At 66.7% G+C, this 18,544-nt stretch carries 18 protein-coding genes; 11 read left to right on the forward strand and 7 right to left on the reverse strand.

Annotated features, from left to right (window positions below; genetic code table 11):
• Positions 1 to 14 precede the first annotated feature (14 nt).
• Both CETAM_RS12765 and CETAM_RS12770 read right to left on the reverse strand, forming a co-directional pair.
• Positions 15 to 2,234: a transglycosylase domain-containing protein gene (locus CETAM_RS12765; RefSeq protein WP_156229194.1), complete on the reverse strand. Its 2,220-nt coding sequence runs from the start codon at positions 2,232 to 2,234 to the stop codon at positions 15 to 17.
• Positions 2,235 to 2,341: 107 nt separating this feature from the next.
• Entirely contained in the window at positions 2,342 to 2,716 is a 375-nt protein-coding gene (locus CETAM_RS12770; protein WP_156229195.1) for a DUF5318 family protein, read from the reverse strand.
• A 169-nt stretch (positions 2,717 to 2,885) separates the two neighbouring features.
• On the opposite strand from CETAM_RS12770, the gene CETAM_RS12775 reads away from it, so the two are divergent.
• Genes CETAM_RS12775 through CETAM_RS12790 form a run of 4 tightly spaced genes read left to right on the forward strand, consistent with a single transcriptional unit; the run spans position 2,886 to position 6,025 of the window.
• Positions 2,886 to 3,977 (forward strand): inositol-3-phosphate synthase, encoded by a 1,092-nt coding sequence (locus CETAM_RS12775; RefSeq protein WP_156229196.1) that lies wholly within the window; start codon positions 2,886 to 2,888, stop codon positions 3,975 to 3,977.
• 35 nt (positions 3,978 to 4,012) lie between these two features.
• Positions 4,013 to 4,474: a MarR family winged helix-turn-helix transcriptional regulator gene (locus CETAM_RS12780; RefSeq protein WP_156229197.1), complete on the forward strand. Its 462-nt coding sequence runs from the start codon at positions 4,013 to 4,015 to the stop codon at positions 4,472 to 4,474.
• Between the two features lie 48 nt (positions 4,475 to 4,522).
• Complete coding sequence (locus CETAM_RS12785; RefSeq protein WP_156229198.1) at positions 4,523 to 5,470, forward strand: universal stress protein; 948 nt, start codon at positions 4,523 to 4,525, stop codon at positions 5,468 to 5,470.
• Between the two features lie 24 nt (positions 5,471 to 5,494).
• Positions 5,495 to 6,025 (forward strand): hypothetical protein, encoded by a 531-nt coding sequence (locus CETAM_RS12790; RefSeq protein WP_231587513.1) that lies wholly within the window; start codon positions 5,495 to 5,497, stop codon positions 6,023 to 6,025.
• Positions 6,026 to 6,031: 6 nt separating this feature from the next.
• Here the strand turns inward: CETAM_RS12790 and trhO are convergent, their stop codons facing one another.
• Positions 6,032 to 6,946 (reverse strand): oxygen-dependent tRNA uridine(34) hydroxylase TrhO, encoded by a 915-nt coding sequence (gene trhO / locus CETAM_RS12795; RefSeq protein WP_156229199.1) that lies wholly within the window; start codon positions 6,944 to 6,946, stop codon positions 6,032 to 6,034.
• Positions 6,947 to 7,044: 98 nt separating this feature from the next.
• Between trhO and CETAM_RS12800 the strand changes: the two genes are divergently transcribed.
• A complete protein-coding gene (locus CETAM_RS12800) occupies positions 7,045 to 7,923 on the forward strand; it encodes a potassium channel family protein (protein ID WP_156229200.1) in 879 nt (292 codons plus the stop codon).
• 29 nt (positions 7,924 to 7,952) lie between these two features.
• On the opposite strand, the gene CETAM_RS12805 is transcribed toward CETAM_RS12800, so the two are convergent.
• Positions 7,953 to 9,446 carry a DUF1846 domain-containing protein gene (locus CETAM_RS12805; protein ID WP_156229201.1) on the reverse strand — a complete coding sequence of 498 codons (1,494 nt, stop codon included), beginning with the start codon at positions 9,444 to 9,446 and terminating at the stop codon, positions 7,953 to 7,955.
• Positions 9,447 to 9,565: 119 nt separating this feature from the next.
• Here CETAM_RS12805 and CETAM_RS12810 point away from each other — a divergent pair, with 119 nt between their 5' ends.
• Both CETAM_RS12810 and CETAM_RS12815 read left to right on the forward strand, forming a co-directional pair.
• A complete protein-coding gene (locus CETAM_RS12810) occupies positions 9,566 to 10,384 on the forward strand; it encodes an Fpg/Nei family DNA glycosylase (RefSeq protein WP_156229202.1) in 819 nt (272 codons plus the stop codon).
• Between the two features lie 10 nt (positions 10,385 to 10,394).
• Positions 10,395 to 12,047, forward strand: a complete 1,653-nt coding sequence (locus CETAM_RS12815; protein WP_156229203.1) for a bifunctional ADP-dependent NAD(P)H-hydrate dehydratase/NAD(P)H-hydrate epimerase — start codon at positions 10,395 to 10,397, stop codon at positions 12,045 to 12,047.
• On the opposite strand, the gene CETAM_RS12820 is transcribed toward CETAM_RS12815, so the two are convergent.
• The 3 genes from CETAM_RS12820 to CETAM_RS12830 all read right to left on the reverse strand — a co-directional run bounded on the left by CETAM_RS12820 (position 12,044) and on the right by CETAM_RS12830 (position 15,595).
• The gene (locus CETAM_RS12820; protein WP_156229204.1) at positions 12,044 to 13,381 is read right to left on the reverse strand and encodes an MFS transporter; all 1,338 of its coding nucleotides are present in this window, start codon (positions 13,379 to 13,381) and stop codon (positions 12,044 to 12,046) included. The genes CETAM_RS12815 and CETAM_RS12820 overlap by 4 nt on opposite strands.
• 44 nt (positions 13,382 to 13,425) lie before the next feature.
• A complete protein-coding gene (locus tag CETAM_RS12825; RefSeq protein WP_156229205.1) occupies positions 13,426 to 14,733 on the reverse strand; it encodes an AMP-binding protein in 1,308 nt (435 codons plus the stop codon).
• Between the two features lie 235 nt (positions 14,734 to 14,968).
• The gene (locus CETAM_RS12830) at positions 14,969 to 15,595 is read right to left on the reverse strand and encodes a TetR/AcrR family transcriptional regulator (RefSeq protein ID WP_156229522.1); all 627 of its coding nucleotides are present in this window, start codon (positions 15,593 to 15,595) and stop codon (positions 14,969 to 14,971) included.
• 242 nt (positions 15,596 to 15,837) lie between these two features.
• On the opposite strand from CETAM_RS12830, the gene paaI reads away from it, so the two are divergent.
• From paaI to paaC, 4 genes are all read left to right on the forward strand, one after another.
• Complete coding sequence (gene paaI, locus CETAM_RS12835) at positions 15,838 to 16,269, forward strand: hydroxyphenylacetyl-CoA thioesterase PaaI (protein ID WP_156229206.1); 432 nt, start codon at positions 15,838 to 15,840, stop codon at positions 16,267 to 16,269.
• 146 nt (positions 16,270 to 16,415) lie between these two features.
• Complete coding sequence (paaA, locus tag CETAM_RS12840; RefSeq protein WP_156229207.1) at positions 16,416 to 17,390, forward strand: 1,2-phenylacetyl-CoA epoxidase subunit PaaA; 975 nt, start codon at positions 16,416 to 16,418, stop codon at positions 17,388 to 17,390.
• A 30-nt stretch (positions 17,391 to 17,420) separates the two neighbouring features.
• Entirely contained in the window at positions 17,421 to 17,711 is a 291-nt protein-coding gene (gene paaB, locus CETAM_RS12845) for a 1,2-phenylacetyl-CoA epoxidase subunit PaaB (RefSeq protein WP_156229208.1), read from the forward strand.
• Entirely contained in the window at positions 17,708 to 18,544 is an 837-nt protein-coding gene (paaC, locus tag CETAM_RS12850; RefSeq protein ID WP_156229209.1) for a 1,2-phenylacetyl-CoA epoxidase subunit PaaC, read from the forward strand. The genes paaB and paaC overlap by 4 nt, the downstream gene beginning before the upstream one ends.

The raw sequence follows: 18,544 nt of genomic DNA on the forward strand, positions 1-18,544 counted from the left end.
CTGCCCGCCTTCAGCTAGTTGGGCAGTTCGAGGGTCAGACCCGGGAGGATCTCGATTTCGCCCCCGGTGGGTGCCGGGACCTGCGGGGCCGGGATGGACTCGGCGGGCGGCGGCGACTCGACGAGCGGGGCCTCCTCAACCTCCGGCTGGACCGGGGCTGGCGCCGGTGCCGGTGCGGGGGCCGGCGCGGGAACCCGGGCCGGGGCGGGGGCCGGGGCAGGGGCCGGAACGTAGCGCAGGCCGTTGCCACCCGACGGGACCCCGGAACCGAAGGTGATGGGGGCCGGGGTGGTGAACTCGCGGATCTCCTTGTCCTGGTGGGCACCGTCCATGGCGGCCTTCCAGATTCGGGCCGGGGAGCCCGAGCCGAACATGTTGCCACCCCACTCGTTGAAGATCGCGGAGGTGTTGTCGGCGGTGCCGACCCATACGGCGGTGGACAGCTGCGGAGTGGTGCCCACCATCCAGGCGTCCTTGTTCAGGCCGGTGTCACCGAGCTGGGCGGTTCCGGTCTTGGCTGCGGAGGGGCGGCCGCCGGCGAGGGTGTTGCCGTTGGAGTATGCGGCGATCGGCTGCATCGCGTACAGGAGATTGTCGGCGACAACCTCGGCGATGCGACGCTCGCCCTCACCGGACTCGTGCTCGTAGAGCAGCTCGCCGTCACCGGTCTCGACGCGCTCGACGAAGTGGGTCTGGTGCCACACACCGCGGTTGGCCACTGTGGCCAGGGCGGTGGCCATGTCGAGGGGGCGAGACTGGTACTGGCCGAGAATGATCCCCTCGTAGGGCTGCGCACCGTTCTCCGTGAGGGTCTGCGGGACGCCCGGCAGAGACTCCGCGATGCCCAGGGCGTGGGCCATGTCCGCGGTGTCCTGGGTGGTGTTGTTCAGGTCATCCTGGAGGCGGATGAAGCTGGTGTTGTAGGAGTTCTTCAGTGCCTCGGAGAGCGTGGTGTAGCCGGCGCTTCCGCCGTCCCAGTTGTTCACCACGATGTTGCCGGGCAGGGTCACGGGGGAGGAATCATAGGCCGCGGTCAGCGGGATGCCCTGCTGGAGGGCGGCGGCCAGACCGAAGATCTTGAAGGTGGAGCCGGTCTGGAGTGCGGCGTTGCCGTAGTCCCAGCCGGCGGCGTCCTCGCCGCCGTAATAGGCGCGGACGGCGCCGGTGCCCGGCTCGACGGAGACGGCGGCCGCGGCGGCATCGTCCTGCAACTGGGCGAGGTTGGTCTGCACGGCGTCGACGGTGGCGGCCTGGGCCGTCGGGTCGATGGTGGTGGTGATCCGCAGACCCCGGGTGGTCACCTCCTGCTCGGTGATGCCGATGGTCTTCAACTCGTTGATCACGTGGTTCTTGATCATGCCGTTGGTGCCGGTGGCCTCGGTGTAGGCGGAGTACTCGGCCGGGTCACGGGTCTCGGGGTAGACCATGCCGGTGCGATCCTGTGCGGCGAGGACCTCCATGTCGACCAGCCCGTCGAGGACGTAGTTCCAGCGGGTTTCGGCGCCCTGCGGGTTGGCCCACGGATCCAGCTGGCTGGGCAGCTGGATGGTGGCGGCAAGCATCGCGCTCTGTTCGACGTTCAGATCCGTGACCGGCTTGTTGAAGTACGCATGCGAGGCGGCCTCCACGCCGTAGGCGTTACGGCCCAGATAGACGGTGTTGAGGTAGGCGGAGAGGATCTCCTCCTTGGACCACTGGTTGGTCATCTTCACGGAGTAGACCAGCTCGCGCGCCTTGCGCACGTAGGAGTGATCGTCGCCGACGAGGGCGTTCTTCACGTACTGCTGGGTGATCGTCGAACCGCCGCCGGCGGAGGTGTTTCCGGTGACCTGACCGAGCACGGCGCGGCCGAAGCCGGTGAAGGAGAAGCCCTGGTTGGTCCAGAACTCCCGGTCCTCAGCGGCGAGCACGGCATTCTGCAGCGACTCCGGCACTTCCTCCAGTGACACCTGCCGACGGTTGCCCTCCGGCGGGACGACGCGGGCGAGCTCGGTGGACGAGTCCGACGCATAGATGGAGGACACCTGCGCGGAGGTCAACTCCCCCGGTTCCGGGACGTCGACCGTGGAGTACGCCACCAGGAACACGCCCAGGGGGATGAGGATCAGCGCGAGCAGGCCGCCGAGTACGGCGAGCAGAACCGGCCGCTGCCTGATGTCCCGCTTCCCGTTCCCGTCCGACGCGCGCCCAGCCCGCGTCGATCCGCGTTGTGAGTTGTTCTTCTTCTCAGTCAAGTGCTGTCCCCGTTGTGATCACTGATGACGGTTGTTACACCCGTGAACACTACTGCGCCGGACGCATGTTAGGGAAACATCTCAGCCATGAATTGGCGCACGTCACGTCAGGCGGCTGTTGCGGTGACCGCCGTGAGGAGGTGGTTCCACCGGCACGCGGGACAGACCTCCACGATATGGACCGTCATCTCCCTGCCCGTGGCGACGATCGCGGCGATCTCCTCGTCGCTACGCGCCGTGCCGGACATGCGGCCGAGCTGCTCCCCGTGGATCCACTGCACGATGCGCAGGTCATCGGAGCCGCACACGGGGCACGGGTGATCGGCGGGCACGCCGTGGTAGGTGGCGGCGGTGACAAGCAGGAAGTCTGCGTCACACACCTCATCGCGGGAAACCTCACCGGCCCGCCAGCGACGAAGGAGTTCCTGTCGGGCGAATCGGTGGGAGATCTCGTTGCGGTAGACGACGTTTCCGGCAGGCACACGGCCAGTCTACCGACGAGGCCCCATCAGGCTTCTTGATCGATCCCGCCCGCGCCCGATCACATGTTCGCAGAAGGGACCGCTTACGATGGATCCTTGAACACGGGGATTGCAGGCCACCCTCTTCGACCCTCTTAGACCTGGCCTGCCTCAAGGAGTGAACGAATAAATGAGCAAGGTTCGCGTGGCGATTGTCGGCGTCGGTAACTGTGCCGCATCGCTGGTCCAGGGCGTCGAGTTTTACAAGGACACCCCCGACGATAAAAAGGTACCGGGCCTGATGCACGTCAAGTTCGGCGACTACCACGTCAAGGACGTGGAGTTCGTCGCGGCTTTCGACGTCGATGCAGCCAAGGTGGGCACTGATCTCGCCGACGCCATCGACGCGTCGATGAACTGCACCATCAAGATCGCCGACGTCCCGGCGACCGGCCTCACCGTCCAGCGTGGTCCGACCCTGGACGGCCTGGGCAAGCACTACATGGAGACCATCGAGGAGTCGACCGAAGCGCCGGTCGACGTAGTGCAGGCGCTCCGCGACGCCGAGGTTGACGTCGTCGTCTCCTACCTCCCCGTCGGCTCGGAGCAGGCGGACAAGTTCTACGCACAGGCTGCCATCGACGCGGGCTGCGCCTTCGTCAACGCCCTGCCGGTGTTCATCGCCTCCGACCCGGTCTGGGCACAGAAGTTCATCGACGCCGGCCTGCCGATCGTCGGCGACGACATCAAGTCCCAGGTCGGTGCCACCATCACCCACCGCGTCATGGCGAAGCTCTTCGAGGACCGCGGCGTCCGCCTCGAGCGCACCATGCAGCTGAACGTGGGCGGCAACATGGACTTCAAGAACATGCTCGACCGTGATCGTCTGGAGTCCAAGAAGATCTCCAAGACCCAGGCCGTCACCTCGAACCTGCACGAGGGTCCGCTGGCCGGCAAGGTCTCAGACCGCAACGTCCACATCGGCCCCTCCGACTACGTCGAGTGGCTCGACGACCGCAAGTGGGCCTACGTCCGCCTCGAGGGCACCGCTTTCGGCGATGTGCCGCTGAACCTCGAGTACAAGCTCGAGGTGTGGGACTCCCCCAACTCCGCCGGCATCATCATCGACGCCGTCCGCGCAGCGAAGATCGCCCTCGACCGCAAGATCGCGGGCCCGGTGCTCCCGGCCTCCGCCTACCTGATGAAGTCCCCGCCGGTCCAGATGGGCGACGATGATGCCCGGGCTCAGCTTGAGGCGTTCATCATCGGCGCCGGGGACTAATTGGTTTGCCGGGGAAAGTGTCTAGGATCGAGTCCATGACATCATCGACCCCGGCGGACATCGCCGCCCGGATCCGCCCGGCAATGACGAAGCTGTACGTCATGTACTTCCGCATTGCCGAGCAGTCCGACCTGACCGGCCCGCAGTTGTCGATCATGGCACGGCTCCAGGCGCAGGGTCCCTCGCGGATCAGTCAGATCGCCCGCGAAGAAGGCATCCGTATGCCCACCGCCTCCAACGCACTCCACCAGCTGGAGCAGCGGGAGCTGGTGGAGCGGATCCGTGATGAGCAGGACCGCCGCGGCGTGCGCGTGAAGATCACCCGGCTCGGCGAGAGCGAACTCGAGCGCGTCGGCGAGGAGCGCACGAAGTACCTCGCCGAGATGATCGGCACTCTCGGTGAAGAAGATCTGGCCCGCGCCAGCGAGCTGGCGGACATCATCAACAAACTCGCCGACAGCTACGGTTCGGACCTGATTGACACGAACACCGGGTAAACGGGAATAATAGGGCGCGTAAACACTTCCCGACCCTTCTCTCAAGGAATGGCAACCCCCATTTACGCTGCCACTGAGGCACCCGCCCGCATCCTGGTCGCCTGGCGACCCGGTTCCCCAGGTACCGAGGCCATCGAACTCGCGGCCTGGCTCAGCCGCACCATTGACGTCCGGATCCGCGTCGTGTCCACCTTCCTCCGACCGTGGCCCTCATCCTCCCTCGGCCGTCTCGGCGGCAAATACCACAAGTGGTTCCAGAAGGAAGTGGAGGCCTGCGAGTCGGCGGTGAAGCGGGCGCTGGCCGACGCGGGCGTCGACAAGTCCTACTGGGACGAGCAGATCTCCGTCTTCCTCGACGGCCCTTCGGAGGCTGTGCTGATCAGCGAGGCGGCCGATGATTTCGACGCCCACCTGGTCATCCTCGGTTCCGGCGCCGCCGCCCCGAAGGGTCGTTTCCTCGCCGGCTCCACCGCAGATGCCCTTCTGCACTCCTCCCCCAAACCGCTCGGCCTCGTCCCCCGAGCAGTCAAGCTGGCCAAGCGGGGGGTCAACCGTGTGAACTACGCCTTCCTCGAGAGTGACATCGACGAGAACGACCCCTCCCTCCACTTCGCCGCCCGCCTCGCCGACAGCTGGGGCGTGGACCTGCGCGTCCTCGCCTTCTCCCCCTCCGGCCTGGCGGACCAGCCCTTCCACGACAAGTTCGACTTCAGCCGCGAACTCATCGACGAATGGCGCGAACACTCCCTGGCCGTCCTCGACCGTTCTCATGACGTCATCGCTGACCTCTACCCTGATCTGGCCGTCGAGTCGGAGATCGGCTCAGGCAAGGGGTGGTCCGGAGCGATCGACGCCCTGAAGTGGAGGAAGGGTGATCTGCTGATCCTGGGCTCCACCCCACCCGGCCCGCTGGAGCGGGTCTTCGTGGGCTCCACAGCCACTGATTTCCTCCGCCACGTCCAGGTCCCCGTCCTGATCCACCCGGCCCACCGTTAATGGCGCGCAGACTATGGTGGTGGCATGACTGGACGTGACCCGGAAAAGAAATCTCCGCATCGGGAGGGCCGTCGCAGGCGCAACTTTCTCGAGCACCCGGAAAACGACCTGTCCGAGGACGCCGACTTCGCCAACCGCCGCCCTCCGGAACCCCGGACCGCGGAGGAGCTGGCCTCGTCCACTGATCCCGTCGTGCAGGCGACCCGCAACCAGCAGTCGACGCGGCAGGCCGTCACCTGGCTCTTCGGCACCATCATCTCCACCGTCCTCGTCGCCTACCTGCTCGCCTGGGTGGCCCGACTGATGGGCGGTCCGGCCTGTGACGCCGGCGATGCCCTCTGGTTGTGTTCCCGTTCCTCGCAGATCTGGTGGCCCATCGCCACCAGCATCATTCCGGCGGCGGGCATCATCGGCTGCGCCATCATCATGGTGCGCAAGCTGAACAGCTACACCCGCTGGCGTCCCTGGATGGGCGTGTTCTGGGTGCTCATCCCCTTCGCCATGATGTGGATGCTGCAGACCTGGCAGATCCTCGTGCTCGCCTTGAGCGACTAGAGACAGCTAGTGCGTGGCCGCCCGTGCCGCCACCTCGGCGCAGTCCGCTCGACCACAGTGTGCGGTCGTCGGCTGCGCCGCACATGATTCGCACACCAGCGCCTGCTTCCGGCAGGTGTCCTCATTGGTGCAGTTGATGAAGTTGTTCGTGTGGTCACCGCAGTGGATACAGTGGCCGAGTTCCTTGTAGTCCTCGCCGAACTCGGTGTGCATCCGCTTGTCGAAGACGTAGAGCGACCCCTCCCACAGGCCCCCGTTGCCGTACTTCTCGCCGTACCGGACGATGCCGCCGTCGATCTGGTAGACCTCCTTGAAACCCCGGTTCTTCATCAGCACGCTGAGTACCTCGCAACGGATGCCACCGGTGCAGTAGGAGACGACCGGACGGTCCTTCATCCAGTCGTACTTGCCGGACTCCAGCTCGGCGATGAAGTCGTGGGTGGTCTCCACGTCCGGGACGACCGCGTCACGGAACCTTCCGATCTGCGCCTCCAGAGCATTGCGACCGTCGAAGAAGACGACGTCGTCGCCGCGGGCGTCGACAAGCTCGTTGACCTCCTCGGGCTTGAGGTGCACACCGCCGCCCATGACGCCGTGCTCGTCGACCTTGATCTCACCCGCCGCGTTGAACGCCACGATCTCATCGCGCACCTTCACCGAGAGTTTGGGGAAGTCCTCCGCACCGCCCTCGGACCACTTGAATTCCATGTCGTGGAAACCCGGGTAGTCCCGCGTCTTGCGGATATAACGCTTGCACGCGTCGATGTCACCACCCACCGTGCCGTTGATGCCGTGCTCCGAGATGAGGATCCGGCCCCTGAGACCCAGGGATTCACACAGGTCGCGCTGCCAGAGCATCACCGCCTGCGGATCGGCGATGGGGGTGAAACGGTAGTACAGGAGAATTTTGCTGATGGCCACGGACAGAAGTCTATCGGGTGCTCCTCCGTCGATGATCAGGGTGCCGTGTGCGCCTGTACCGTTGGGCGGAAACCGGGTGCCGAGAACGGAGATCCACAATGACGGTTGCGCTGACGATGGCCGGCTTTCTGGTGGTGGCGCTGGGGCTGTGGGACATGTTCCGCAGTCTCCTGCGCCCCGAGGGGCAGGGGACCCTGAGCGGGCTGGTGTTCTCGGGGGTGTGGGAGGCCTCCAAGGTGATCGGGCACCGGTTCGGCTCCGCCGTTGGTCCGGCGAGCATGCTCATCGTCATCCTGCTGTGGGTACTGCTGCAGGGGATCGGTTGGACGCTGATCTACCTTCCGTACACCCCCGAGGGTTTCTCATACTCATCCGGAATTGATCCGGCGAAGTACCCGGCCCTCGCCGAGGCCTTCTACATCTCCCTGGTGACTCTGTCGACCCTGGGATTCGGCGACATCGTGCCGGCGGATCCCTGGGTCCGGTTGGTGCTCCCCTTAGAGGCGCTGACCGGTTTCGCACTGCTCACCGCAGCCCTGACCTGGTTCAGCCAGGTGCATCCGCCGCTGTCGCGTCGACGCGCTCTGGCCATGGAACTGAAGGGGATGAACGACGCGGGATATGCCCGGGCCATCCCGGGCATGGAGCCGTCCGAGGTGGCCCGCGTCCTGGATAACGTGACCGGCCAGGTGCGGCATGTGTGCATAGATTTCTTCCACTACTCGGAGACCTACTACTTCCAGGAGGGAAACGACCCCGTCTCCCTGGCCCGCCAGCTGCCCTACGTTCTCGAGCTCAGGGATGCGGCGCGGGCCTCGCAGGCGCCGGAGCTGCGGATGAGCGCCCGGCGTCTGTCGGGAGCCATGGAAGAACTGAGCGCCGAACTCGCGCGTAATTTCGTCAGCGGCTCCAGGGAGGACCCGGCGAGCACCTTCGCCGCCTATGCCGCCGACCACGATGCGGCCAACCGCCCCTGACCCAGGTGTCGGCGCCGGTGAGGTGGGGGCTAGCGCTTGCGGTACAGGGACTTCCGCCAGTACTCCGGCTCCGAGGTGACCAGCACGCCGAGGTTGCGGAAGATGTCCTCGTCCACCGAACCGAGGATGGTGGTGGTGTGCGCCTCACAGCCGCGCAGGTTCTTCAGCTCTGCCAGAGCCCGGCGCGACTCCTCCGAACGGGCTGCGGAGACTGAGAGCGCGATGAGCACCTCGTCGGTGTGCAGCCGCGGGTTACGGGAACCCAGGTGTTCCGTTTTCAGGGACTGGATCGGCTCGATCGACTCAGGCGAGAGCAGGTGCAGTTCCTTGTCGATGCCCGCGAGGTGCTTGAGTGCGTTGAGCAGCATCGCCGCGGAGCAGCCCAGCAGTTCGGAGGTTTTTCCGGCGATGATCGTGCCGTCGGCCAGTTCGATCGCGGACCCGGGCTGCCCGGTCTCTGCGGCCACGGCCAGCGCGGGGGCCACGACACGGCGGTCCTCCGTGGTGGTCCGCGCCTTGGACATGACCATGCCGATGCGGGAGGAGACGATGTCGTCGAGGTCCTCGCGACGCTCCTCGACCAGTGCCTTGTAGTAGCGGCGCACGATCTCCTGGCGGGAGGCCTCCCGGCACACCTCGTCATCGGAGATGCAGTGTCCCGCCATGTTCACACCCATGTCCGTGGGCGAGCGGTAGGGGCTCTCCCCGGCGAGGGTCTCCAGCAGGGCGTGCAGGAGCGGGAACACCTCGACGTCGCGGTTGTAGCTGGTCACCTGCTGACCGTAGGCCGCCAGGTGGAAAGGGTCGATGACGTTGATGTCGTCGAGGTCCGCGGTGGCGGCCTCGTAGGCCAGATTCACCGGGTGCTCCAGCGGCAGGTTCCAGATGGGGAAGGTCTCGAATTTCGCGTAACCGGCCTTCACTCCCCGCTGGTACTCGTGGTAGACCTGCGACAGGCAGGTCGCCAGCTTGCCGGAACCCGGCCCCGGCGCGGTGACCACGACCAGATCGCGGGTGGTCTCCACATAGTCGTTGATGCCGAAGCCCTCCTCCGACACGATGCGGCGGATGTCGGTGGGATACCCGGGGATGACACGGTGCCGGTAGACGCTCAGGCCGAGGCGCTGGAGACGGTCCATGAACGCATGGGCGATGTGGTTGTCGTCGGTGAGCTGGGTCATCACCACGTGCTCGACCAGAAAACCCCGCTCCCGGAACACGTCGAAGAGACGGAGGGTGTCCTCCTCATAGGGGATGCCCAGGTCGGCGCGGACTTTCTGACGCTCCAGGTCCTTCGCGTTGAGGCAGACGATGATCTCAACATCGTCCTTGATGCGTTCGAGCATCGCGATCTTGTTGTCCGGGGTGAAGCCGGGCAGGACGCGGGAGGCGTGCATGTCGTCGAAGAGCTTGCCGCCCATCTCCAGGTAGAGCTTGCCGCCGATCTCCGCACGTCGTGCGTGGATGTGCTCCGACTGCATCTCGATGTAGCGTTCGCGGTCGAAACCGATCCTGTGCGGCATGGCGCCCCTTCTCTCCGACGGCTGAGAATCTGACCTGTCCGACTCTACAGCGCATCCGCGGCGCAGCAGGAGCCGGCAGCCGCGCCGTTACCGGACCCCCGGTGTCCTAAACTGTCCCCATGCCTGAAGGTCACGTCATTCATCGTCTCGCGCGCGAGCTGAACTCCACCTTCCCGGGTCGCGAACTCGAGGTCACCTCACCGCAGGGCCGCTTCGCCGCGGAGGCCGCGCTTCTTGACGGCCACCGGATCGAGCGTGCTGAGGCACTGGGCAAACATCTGTTCCTCGACTTCGATGCGCCGCACCCGGCGCACATCATCTATGTCCACCTGGGGCTGATCGGGCAGCTGAAGTTCGAGGACGCCGGCACCAGGGAAGGTCAGATCCGGCTGCGCATCAGTGACGGCACCACCGCCGCCCACCTGCGGGGCCCGCAGTGGTGCCGGCTGATCACCGAGGATGAGTATGAGGCGACCCGCGCGAAGTCGGGCGAGGACCCCATCCGCGACGACGCCGATCCGGAGGCCCTCTGGCCGCGGGTCCGGCGCAGCCGACGCAGCATCGGTTCCCAGCTGATGGATCAGGGACTCTTCGCGGGGGTGGGCAACATCTACCGCGCGGAGACGCTCTTCCGCCTGGGTATCTCACCGTTTCTGCCCGGTAACCGGCTGACCAGGGCCCAGTTCGACAGCATCTGGCTGGATCTGGTGGGTCTCATGGCGGAAGGTGTGCGGACCGGGCGGATCGACACGGTCTACCCGGAGCACACACCGGAGGCGATGGCCCGCGATCCCCGCAAGGACGATCATGGTGGCGAGGTCTACGTCTACCGGCGGGCGGGTCTTCCCTGCCATCTCTGCGGCACGCCGGTCAGCCACCGTGTGATGGAGGGCCGCAACCTCTTCTGGTGCCCCTCCTGCCAGCCGGACGGCGACTAGCCTGGAGGCCATGAGCCTGCAGAGCCACGCATATCCGGTCGATCTCATCCGCGTCTGTGAGCAGGTGCTTCTCGACGCCCAATCCGCCCCCGACGAGCTCATGAGGCAGGCGGCGCACGCCGTCGCCGTGGCCGCGGGTGTCCTCGTGGCGGCCCCTGCCCCCACACTCCTGCGGGCGCAGGCCACCGACCGCCGAATTCTGCTGCTCGTCGGCGCGGGCGGCAACGGCGGCGACGCGCTCTACGCCGGTGCGGAACTCGCGGCGAACCACACCGTCGAGGCGGTGCTCCTCGGCCGCGACGGGAGGGTCCACGAGCGGGCCCTCACCGCTTTCCGGACCGCCGGCGGACATGTCATCGGCGGCCTGCCGGAGGATCTGCGCCCGTACCGTCTGGTCGTCGACGGCATCCTCGGCATCGGCGGTTCGGGGGGCCTCAACCAGGGTCTGGGGGAATGGTTGGAGCGGGTCCGCGAGCACCATCACATCCCGGTCCTGGCCGTCGACGTCCCGTCGGGAGTGGACGCCGACACCGGTGCCCTGTCGGGGCACCACGTCACCGCCGACGTCACCGTCACCTTCGGCGGTCTGCGCCATGTGCATGCTGTGAGCTCGGCGTGTGGAGAGGTACTCGTGGCGGACATCGCCGTCCGCGGGCGGGCCCTGAGCGAAGAGCTGTTGCGCAGGGTCATCCTCGAGGAGGCCGGCTACGTCATGGCGCTGCGTGCCGTCCATCCCACCGGCCGTGAGTGGCCCGCCCCCCTGCATCGGCTGAGCACCTACAGCAACAACGAACCGCTGGAACCGGAGGCGGGGGACGACAAGTACTCCGGTGGAGTCGTCGGCCTGTGCGCCGGATCCGCCACCTACCCCGGTGCCGCACTGCTCACGGCAACGGGTGCGGTACGCGCGACCAGCGCGATGGTGCGCTACGTGGGCGACCAGAAGTTCGCAGTCGTCCGTGCAGTTCCGGAGGTGGTGATCTCCGATGCGGTGGCCGACACGGGCCGGGTACAGGCCTGGGTGGTGGGCCCGGGCCGGGGCACGGACGCGGCCGCGGAGGCAGAGCTCGCCGGACTGCTCGCTCGTCCGGAGCCGCTGCTCATCGACGCCGACGCGCTCACCCTTCTGGCCCGGAGTGCGCCGTTGCGCACTATTCTGCGCGAAAGGACCGCATCGACGCTGCTCACCCCGCACGACGGCGAATTCCGCAGGCTCGCCGACGCTCTGGACGCAGGGATCCCCGATCCCGCCGCCGACCGGCTGGGCGCGGTGCGTGCCCTCTCGGACGAACTCGACTGCGGGGTACTGCTCAAGGGCAGACACACCGTCATCGCCCTGCCGGGCACGCGCCTGGGGATGTACGCCTTCGACGCCGGCTCCTCCTGGGCCGCGACCCCCGGTTCCGGCGACGTACTCGCCGGTATTGCGGGTGCCTGGCTGGCCAGGGCGGCCGCCTGGCTGGAACGGATGCCGGTGGAGCCCGCCCAGCGTTTCCCCACCGAACTGCTCAGCGCCTGCGACGCCGTGCAGGTCCATTCGACGGCCGCGTGGTTGGCCGCGCAGACCCCTGATGGACCGGCACCGACGTCGGCGTCGAGAATCGCCGAAGCCGTGCCGCAGGCCACGGCACGGCTGGTTCATCCGGAGTTTCTCGGGCGTTAGTGCAGGGACTTGCCCTGGATGCCCTTCGGGACGTTGAGCACGGCGATCAGGGAGATGACCGAGATCACCGCGATGTAGATGCCGATGGACATGGAGGTCCCGGTGGCGTCGAGAAGCAGGGCCGCGATCATGGGGGCGAAGGCGCCGCCGATGACCGAACCGATGGCGTAGCCGATGGAGACACCCGACAGTCGGACCTGCGCCGGGAACATCTCGGCGTAGAGCGCGGACTGCGGACCGTAGGTGGCGCCGAGGAGGACGCCCAGGATGACGACGGCGAGAGCGAAGAGGAAAGCGTCGCCGGAGTCGATGAGCAGCCACGTGGGGATGGCCCACAGGATGGAACCGACATAGCCCACCGCGAAGGTCTGCTTACGGCCGATCGTGTCGGACAGGGCGCCGAAGACCAGGGTGGAGATGATCCAGGCGATGGCGCCCAGGGAGGTGATGCCCAGGACCGTGGTGCGCTCGTGGCCTATGACCTGGGTGCCGTAGGACACGAAGTAGGCGATGGCGAGGTAACCGGCGGCGTTGACGCCCGCGAAGATGAGGGCGGCGAGGAGGACCAGCTTCCAGTAGCCCTTGAACAGCAGCGAGAGGGGAGCGGAGGACTTCTTCTTCAGATCCTCGAGCTCCGAGAAGACCGGGGACTCCTCGACGAGACGGCGGATCCAGAAACCCACGATGATGAGGACGAGTGAGGAGACGAACGGGACACGCCAACCCCAGTCGTTGAACTGTTCGGTGGTCAGCGCCGCGGAGAGCACCAGCATGAACAGGGTGGCCAGGAGCATGCCGGCCGGAACGCCGACCTGCGGGAATGCGCCGTAGAAGCCACGTCGGCTCGTCGGTGCGTGCTCGACGGCCAGCAGTGCGGCACCGCCCCACTCACCACCTGCGGACAGACCCTGGAGGACGCGCAGGAGCACCAGGATGACCGGTGCCGCGACGCCGATGGCGGCGTAGGTGGGCAGCAGGCCCATGGCGACGGTCGCGCCGCCCATGCCGAGCAGTGTGATCACCAGGACGGGCTTGCGGCCGAGTCGGTCACCGAGGTGGCCCGCGATGACCGCACCGAGAGGACGGAAGAGGAAGGAGATACCCAGCGAGGCCCAGGCGATGACCTGCGCGACCACCGGGGAGTCGTTGGAGGCGGGGTTGAAGAACTGGGTGGCGAAGATCAGCGCCGCCGCCTGGGCGTAGATGAAGAAGTCGAACCACTCGATGGTGGTGCCGACCATGGCGCCGGCGAGAACCCGTCGGTGCTCGGGGGTGATCGGCGTGGGTTCCGTCGAGGACACGGCCATACCGGGGGCCAGGGTGTCGTTGCTCATCTCGGGGGACTTTCTGTGGGGGGAAAGGGAGGGGTGGAGCAGTATCAGGTGCGGTTGTCGACGATCCGCTTGGCCTTGCCTTCGCCGCTGTCGACGTGGTCGCGGACGTCAACGTCGACGGAGACGCCGATGCGGTCCTTGATCATCTTGCGGAGGTGCAGCTGGGAGTTGGTGATCTCGTCCGGGGTGCGGCCCGGGGCGTGCTCGACCACGAGGGTGAGGTGGTCCATGCGGCCGCGCTTGGTCAGGACGCACTGGTAGCGGGGGCGGAGGTTCTTGTCCTCGACGATGAGCTCCTCGAACTGGGTGGGGAAGCAGTTCACGCCGCGGAGGATGATCATGTCGTCGTTACGCGCGCTGATGCGGTCGAGACGGCGCATGGAGCGGGCGGTGCCCGGCAGGAGACGGGTGATGTCGTGGGTGCGGTAGCGGATGACCGGGAAAGCCTCCTTGGTCAGCGGGGTGATGGCCAGTTCGCCGTACTCCCCGTCCGGCACCGGCTGCAGGGTCTTCGGGTCGAGGATCTCCGGGTAGAAGTGGTCCTCCCAGAGGGTGAGTCCGTCCTTGGTCTCGATGCACTCCTGCGCGACGCCCGGGCCCATGACCTCGGACAGTCCGTAGATGTCCGTGGCGTCCAGGCCGAAGCCCTCCTCCAGGTCACGGCGCATTCCCTCGGTCCACGGCTCGGCGCCGAAGATGCCGACCCGCATCGGGGTGTCGCGCGGGTCCATTCCCTCGACGCGCATGCGGTCGAGGACGTTGAGCATGTAGGACGGGGTGCCCACGATCGCGTCGGGCTGGAAGTCCCGCATGATCTGCAGCTGGCGGTCGGTCTGGCCACCGGAGGTCGGGATGGCGGTGGCACCGAGCTTCTCGACGCCGTAGTGGAGACCGAGGCCGCCCGTGAACAGGCCGTAACCGAAGGTCACCTGGACGCGGTCGCCGGGGCGGACGCCGCCGGCGCGCAGGGAGCGGGCGACGAGGGTGGCCCAGGTCTCGATGTCATTGCGCGTGTAGCCGACGACGGTGGGCTGGCCGGTGGTGCCGGAGGAGGCGTGGATGCGCGCGATCTGGTGCTTCTGCACCGCGAACATGCCGAAGGGGTACTCCGACCGCAGGATGGCCTTGTCGGTGAAGGGGAACAGGGTGAGGTCGCTGAGCTCGCGGAAATCGTCCGGGTGCACGCCCTGCTCGTCGAAGGCCTTCTTGTAGTGCGGGACGTTGTAGTAGGCGTGGCGCAGGGTGTTCTTCATGCGCTCGGTCTGCAGCGCGGTGATCTCGTCGCGGGAGGCGTACTCGATCCCGGTCTGCGGACCGTTGAGGGTGGAGATGATGTCCGTTGAGGAAGCCACGGGTGTGTTCCTTTCCTGCGGTCGTGACCGGCTGGGGAACCGGGACCGTGGGTTGGCAGTGTTATGAAAACCATTTACTAACCGACCAATCGGTCAGGAAGTATGTGACAGAGGTTACAACGCGCTTCCTTTGTGCGCAAGACTATCCCCGGGGAAATTTTGTGCCGCCCCCGGCGGCACCGCCCCAATCACCCCCTCTTCCCACATTTCCGCACGTCAGTGCGGGTGGGGACAGTCAGCCGTGCCGCACCCCCGGTTTCACGATTCCGTCGAAGATCATCTGCGGGGTGAGCTGGGCGAGATCCTCCGGCGCGTACTTCCCGTCCGGCCGGTACCACTCCACGATGGAGTTGATCATGCCGAAAATGAGCCGGGCGACCACGCCCGCCTCCAGATCCGAACGCAGTGAGCCCTCCGCCTGAGCCCGGTCGACCACATCGACCAGCGTGCGGGTGAGCAGCCGACGGCGGGCCATGATCTCGCGCTCCACCTCGGTATTGCCGCGCAGCCGCAGCAGGAGCCGGACATAGGCGGGGAACTGACACAGCACACGCGTGGTGCCGGCGACGAGCAGCCGCAGCTGCTCGAGCGGATCATCCGACTCGGCGAGCGCGGCATCCATCACCGCCTTCAACTCCGCCAGCGCCTTGTCCGTGGCCTCCACCAGGATCTCCTCCTTGGACGAGATGTGGTGGTAGATCGCAGACTTGCTCAGTCCCAGACGCTCAGCGAGTGTCCCCATCGACGTGGCCTCATAGCCCCTCGCATTGAACTCTTCGACGGCGATCTGGATGACATCCTCGCGGGCATAGCCGGGCCGACCGCGGGTGGCCGTCGCGGCGGTGGTGGAGGAAGGGGGCATGGGGTTCTCCTTGCGTCGGGCGGCGGTGTGCCGGCCCTGCGTTGGCGATGTTCTGGCGTTGTCGACGTCGTCGTGCACCTCGGGCGAAGCCGGGCGCATGAGCTCATTGTGGCAGCTGTTTCCCTGCCGGGGTGACTCCGATCACGTACACTCTCCCCACAATACCGACCGGACGGACGGTATTTACCTTCGGGGGCCCGACCGGCCGCCCCCTCCCCCCCCTCTCCCCAAGGAGCACCACCATGAGCCAGATCCTCGCCCCCGGCGTCGCCCGGGAGCCCCGCTACGACCACGTCCGCACGATGTTCGAGGCCGACCTCGCCTCCCAGGGCCTCGGCATGACCATCACCCACATCGGCGACGGCGAGGCCCGCGGGCACTTCACCATCAGACCCGAGATGTGCAACGGGCACGGCACCGCCCAGGGCGGATTCCTCTTCACGTTCGCCGACTCGCTGTTCGCCGGCGCCTGCAACTCCACCGGAAACATGGCCGTGGCCGCCCAGGTGGGCATCCACTACGTCGCACCCGCCCGCCCGGGAGACGTGGTCGAGGGGCACGCCGTCGAGCGCCGCACCTGGGGCCGCAACGGCATCACCGACGTCACACTGACCTCGAACGGACAGGTCATCGCGGAGTTCCGGGGCACCTCCCGGACAGTGAGGGGGGTCTGACCGGGGCTGAAAAGCCACACCCGGCCAGAAAAGTGACGTGCGCCATTGACATGGATCACATCGTCCGCATAAACTGACCGAACGATCGGTTATTAAATGCCGACGAGACAGCAGTTGTCGAACTTCACCCAGACGAAGGATCACCGATGACCACCGTGACCGAAACGCTCTCCCCCGCCGACGCGGTCGGGCAGGAGAACTTCGACCGCCTCATTGCCGAGGATTCCCGCATCGAGCCCACGGACTGGATGCCTGCCGCCTACCGCAGGACCCTGACCCGCCAGATCTCCCAGCACGCCCACTCCGAGATCATCGGAATGCAGCCGGAGGCGAACTGGATCACCCGTGCGCCTTCCCTCAAGCGCAAGGCCATCCTCATCGCCAAGGTCCAGGACGAGGCCGGCCACGGGCTCTACCTCTACTCCGCAGCCGAGACCCTGCGCACCGGCCGCGACAAGCTCGTCGAGCAGCTTCTCGACGGCTCCGCCAAGTACTCCTCCATCTTCAACTACCCGGCGCGCACCTGGGCCGACATCGGAGCCATCGGCTGGCTGGTCGACGGCGCCGCCATCGCCAACCAGGTGCCCCTGTGCCGCGCCTCCTACGCCCCCTACGGCCGGGCCATGGTCCGCGTGTGCAAGGAAGAGTCCTTCCACCAGCGCCAGGGCTGGGAGATCCTCTACGAACTGGCCAACGGCACGCCCGCACAGAAGCAGATGGCACAGGAAGCGATCAACCGCTTCTACGGCCCCGCTCTGCAGATGTTCGGCCCGCCGGACGACGACTCCCCGAACTCCCAGCAGTCCATGGCCTGGAAGATCAAGCGCTTCTCCAATGACGAGCTGCGCCAGCGCTTCGTCGACATGATCGTCCCCCAGGCGGAAGCCCTCGGCCTCCACTTCGAGGATCCGGACCTCAAGTGGAACGAGGAGCGCGGCCACTACGACTTCGGCACCCTGGACTGGAGCGAGTTCAAGTCCGTCGTCCGCGGCGAGGGCCCCTGCAACACCCAGCGGATGCAGCGTCGTCGTCAGGCCTTCGACGACGGCGCCTGGGTCCGCGAGGCGGCCGCCGCCTACGCGGAGAAGTACCAGTCCGCGGATTCCCAGCTCATCGCCTAACCCACCACATACATAAGGAGCACACCAGATATGTCTGAGCAGCAGCACTGGCCGATGTGGGAGGTCTTTGTCCGATCCTCCCGCGGACTGTCCCACGTCCACGCCGGTTCCCTCCACGCACCCGACGCCACCCTGGCGCTGCGTAACGCCCGCGACCTGTACACCCGCCGCAACGAAGGCACCTCCGTGTGGGTCGTCCCCACCGAGGCCGTCACCGCCTCCGACCCGGACTCCAAGGGCGGATTCTTCGAGTCGGCGTCCGGCAAGAACTACCGTCACGCCACCTACTACGACAAGTCTGAAGGGGTGCCGCACCTGTGAGCAACTTCGCCTCCGTTGATTCCGCAACCCGTCAGACCCAGGGAGACTCCCTCACCGCCGAAGAGATCCTGCAGTCCGGCGCGCAGGCCACCGAGGACGTCGCCACCTACGCCACGATCCTCGGCGACGACGCCCTCATGCTCGGCCAGCGCCTCAGCTGGTGGATCTCCCGCGCCCCGGAGATGGAGGAGGACATCGCCCTCGGCAACATCGCCCTGGACCTGATCGGCCACACCCGTTTCCTCTACTCCTACGCCGGCACCGCCTGGGGCAAGACCGAGGACGACCTCGCCTATTTCCGCGAGGAGGAGGAGTTCCGCTCCGCCCGCCTCATGGAGCAGGAGAACGGCGACTTCGGCCAGACCATCGCCCGCCAGCTGCTGGCCTCCTACTACATGCTCGGCCTGTACACGGCCCTCATGGACTCGAGCGACGACACCCTCGCCGCCATCGCGGCGAAGGCCGTCAAGGAGGTCGAGTACCACGTCGACCACGCCAACCAGTGGACCCTGCGTCTCGGGCTGGGCACCGAGGAGTCGAAGCACCGCATCAGCGAGGGCCTGTTCTACATGTGGCCCTACATCAGCGAGCTCTTCGAGGACCTGGACATCCACACCCGCCTCGCCGAGCAGGGGATCGCCGTCCTCCCCTCGAGCCTGCGCGCCGAGTTCGACGAGCGCATCGCGCACGTGCTCAGCACCGCCGGACTGGACATCCCGGACTCCCAGCAGGCCATGTCCGGCCAGCGCACGGGCCGCTTCTCCGAGCAGCGCGGCTACATCCTCACCGAGCTGCAGGTTCTCGCCCGCAAGCATCCCGGCGCCACCTGGTAA

The organism is Corynebacterium comes (assembly GCF_009734405.1).
GTDB classification, from domain to species: domain Bacteria; phylum Actinomycetota; class Actinomycetes; order Mycobacteriales; family Mycobacteriaceae; genus Corynebacterium; species Corynebacterium comes.

Bases quoted from the DNA above. Each gene is read 5' to 3' on its own strand.
- CETAM_RS12775 (WP_156229196.1), top strand. From the start codon at position 2,886: ATGAGCAAGGTTCGCGTGGCGATTGTCGGCGTCGGTAACTGTGCCGCA.
- CETAM_RS12780 (WP_156229197.1), top strand. From the start codon at position 4,013: ATGACATCATCGACCCCGGCGGACATCGCCGCCCGGATCCGCCCGGCA.
- CETAM_RS12785 (WP_156229198.1), top strand. From the start codon at position 4,523: ATGGCAACCCCCATTTACGCTGCCACTGAGGCACCCGCCCGCATCCTG.
- CETAM_RS12790 (WP_231587513.1), top strand. From the start codon at position 5,495: ATGACTGGACGTGACCCGGAAAAGAAATCTCCGCATCGGGAGGGCCGT.
- CETAM_RS12800 (WP_156229200.1), top strand. From the start codon at position 7,045: ATGACGGTTGCGCTGACGATGGCCGGCTTTCTGGTGGTGGCGCTGGGG.
- CETAM_RS12805 (WP_156229201.1), bottom strand. From the start codon at position 9,446: ATGCCGCACAGGATCGGTTTCGACCGCGAACGCTACATCGAGATGCAG.
- CETAM_RS12810 (WP_156229202.1), top strand. From the start codon at position 9,566: ATGCCTGAAGGTCACGTCATTCATCGTCTCGCGCGCGAGCTGAACTCC.
- CETAM_RS12815 (WP_156229203.1), top strand. From the start codon at position 10,395: ATGAGCCTGCAGAGCCACGCATATCCGGTCGATCTCATCCGCGTCTGT.
- CETAM_RS12820 (WP_156229204.1), bottom strand. From the start codon at position 13,381: ATGAGCAACGACACCCTGGCCCCCGGTATGGCCGTGTCCTCGACGGAA.
- CETAM_RS12830 (WP_156229522.1), bottom strand. From the start codon at position 15,595: ATGCCCCCTTCCTCCACCACCGCCGCGACGGCCACCCGCGGTCGGCCC.
- paaI (WP_156229206.1), top strand. From the start codon at position 15,838: ATGAGCCAGATCCTCGCCCCCGGCGTCGCCCGGGAGCCCCGCTACGAC.
- paaA (WP_156229207.1), top strand. From the start codon at position 16,416: ATGACCACCGTGACCGAAACGCTCTCCCCCGCCGACGCGGTCGGGCAG.
- paaB (WP_156229208.1), top strand. From the start codon at position 17,421: ATGTCTGAGCAGCAGCACTGGCCGATGTGGGAGGTCTTTGTCCGATCC.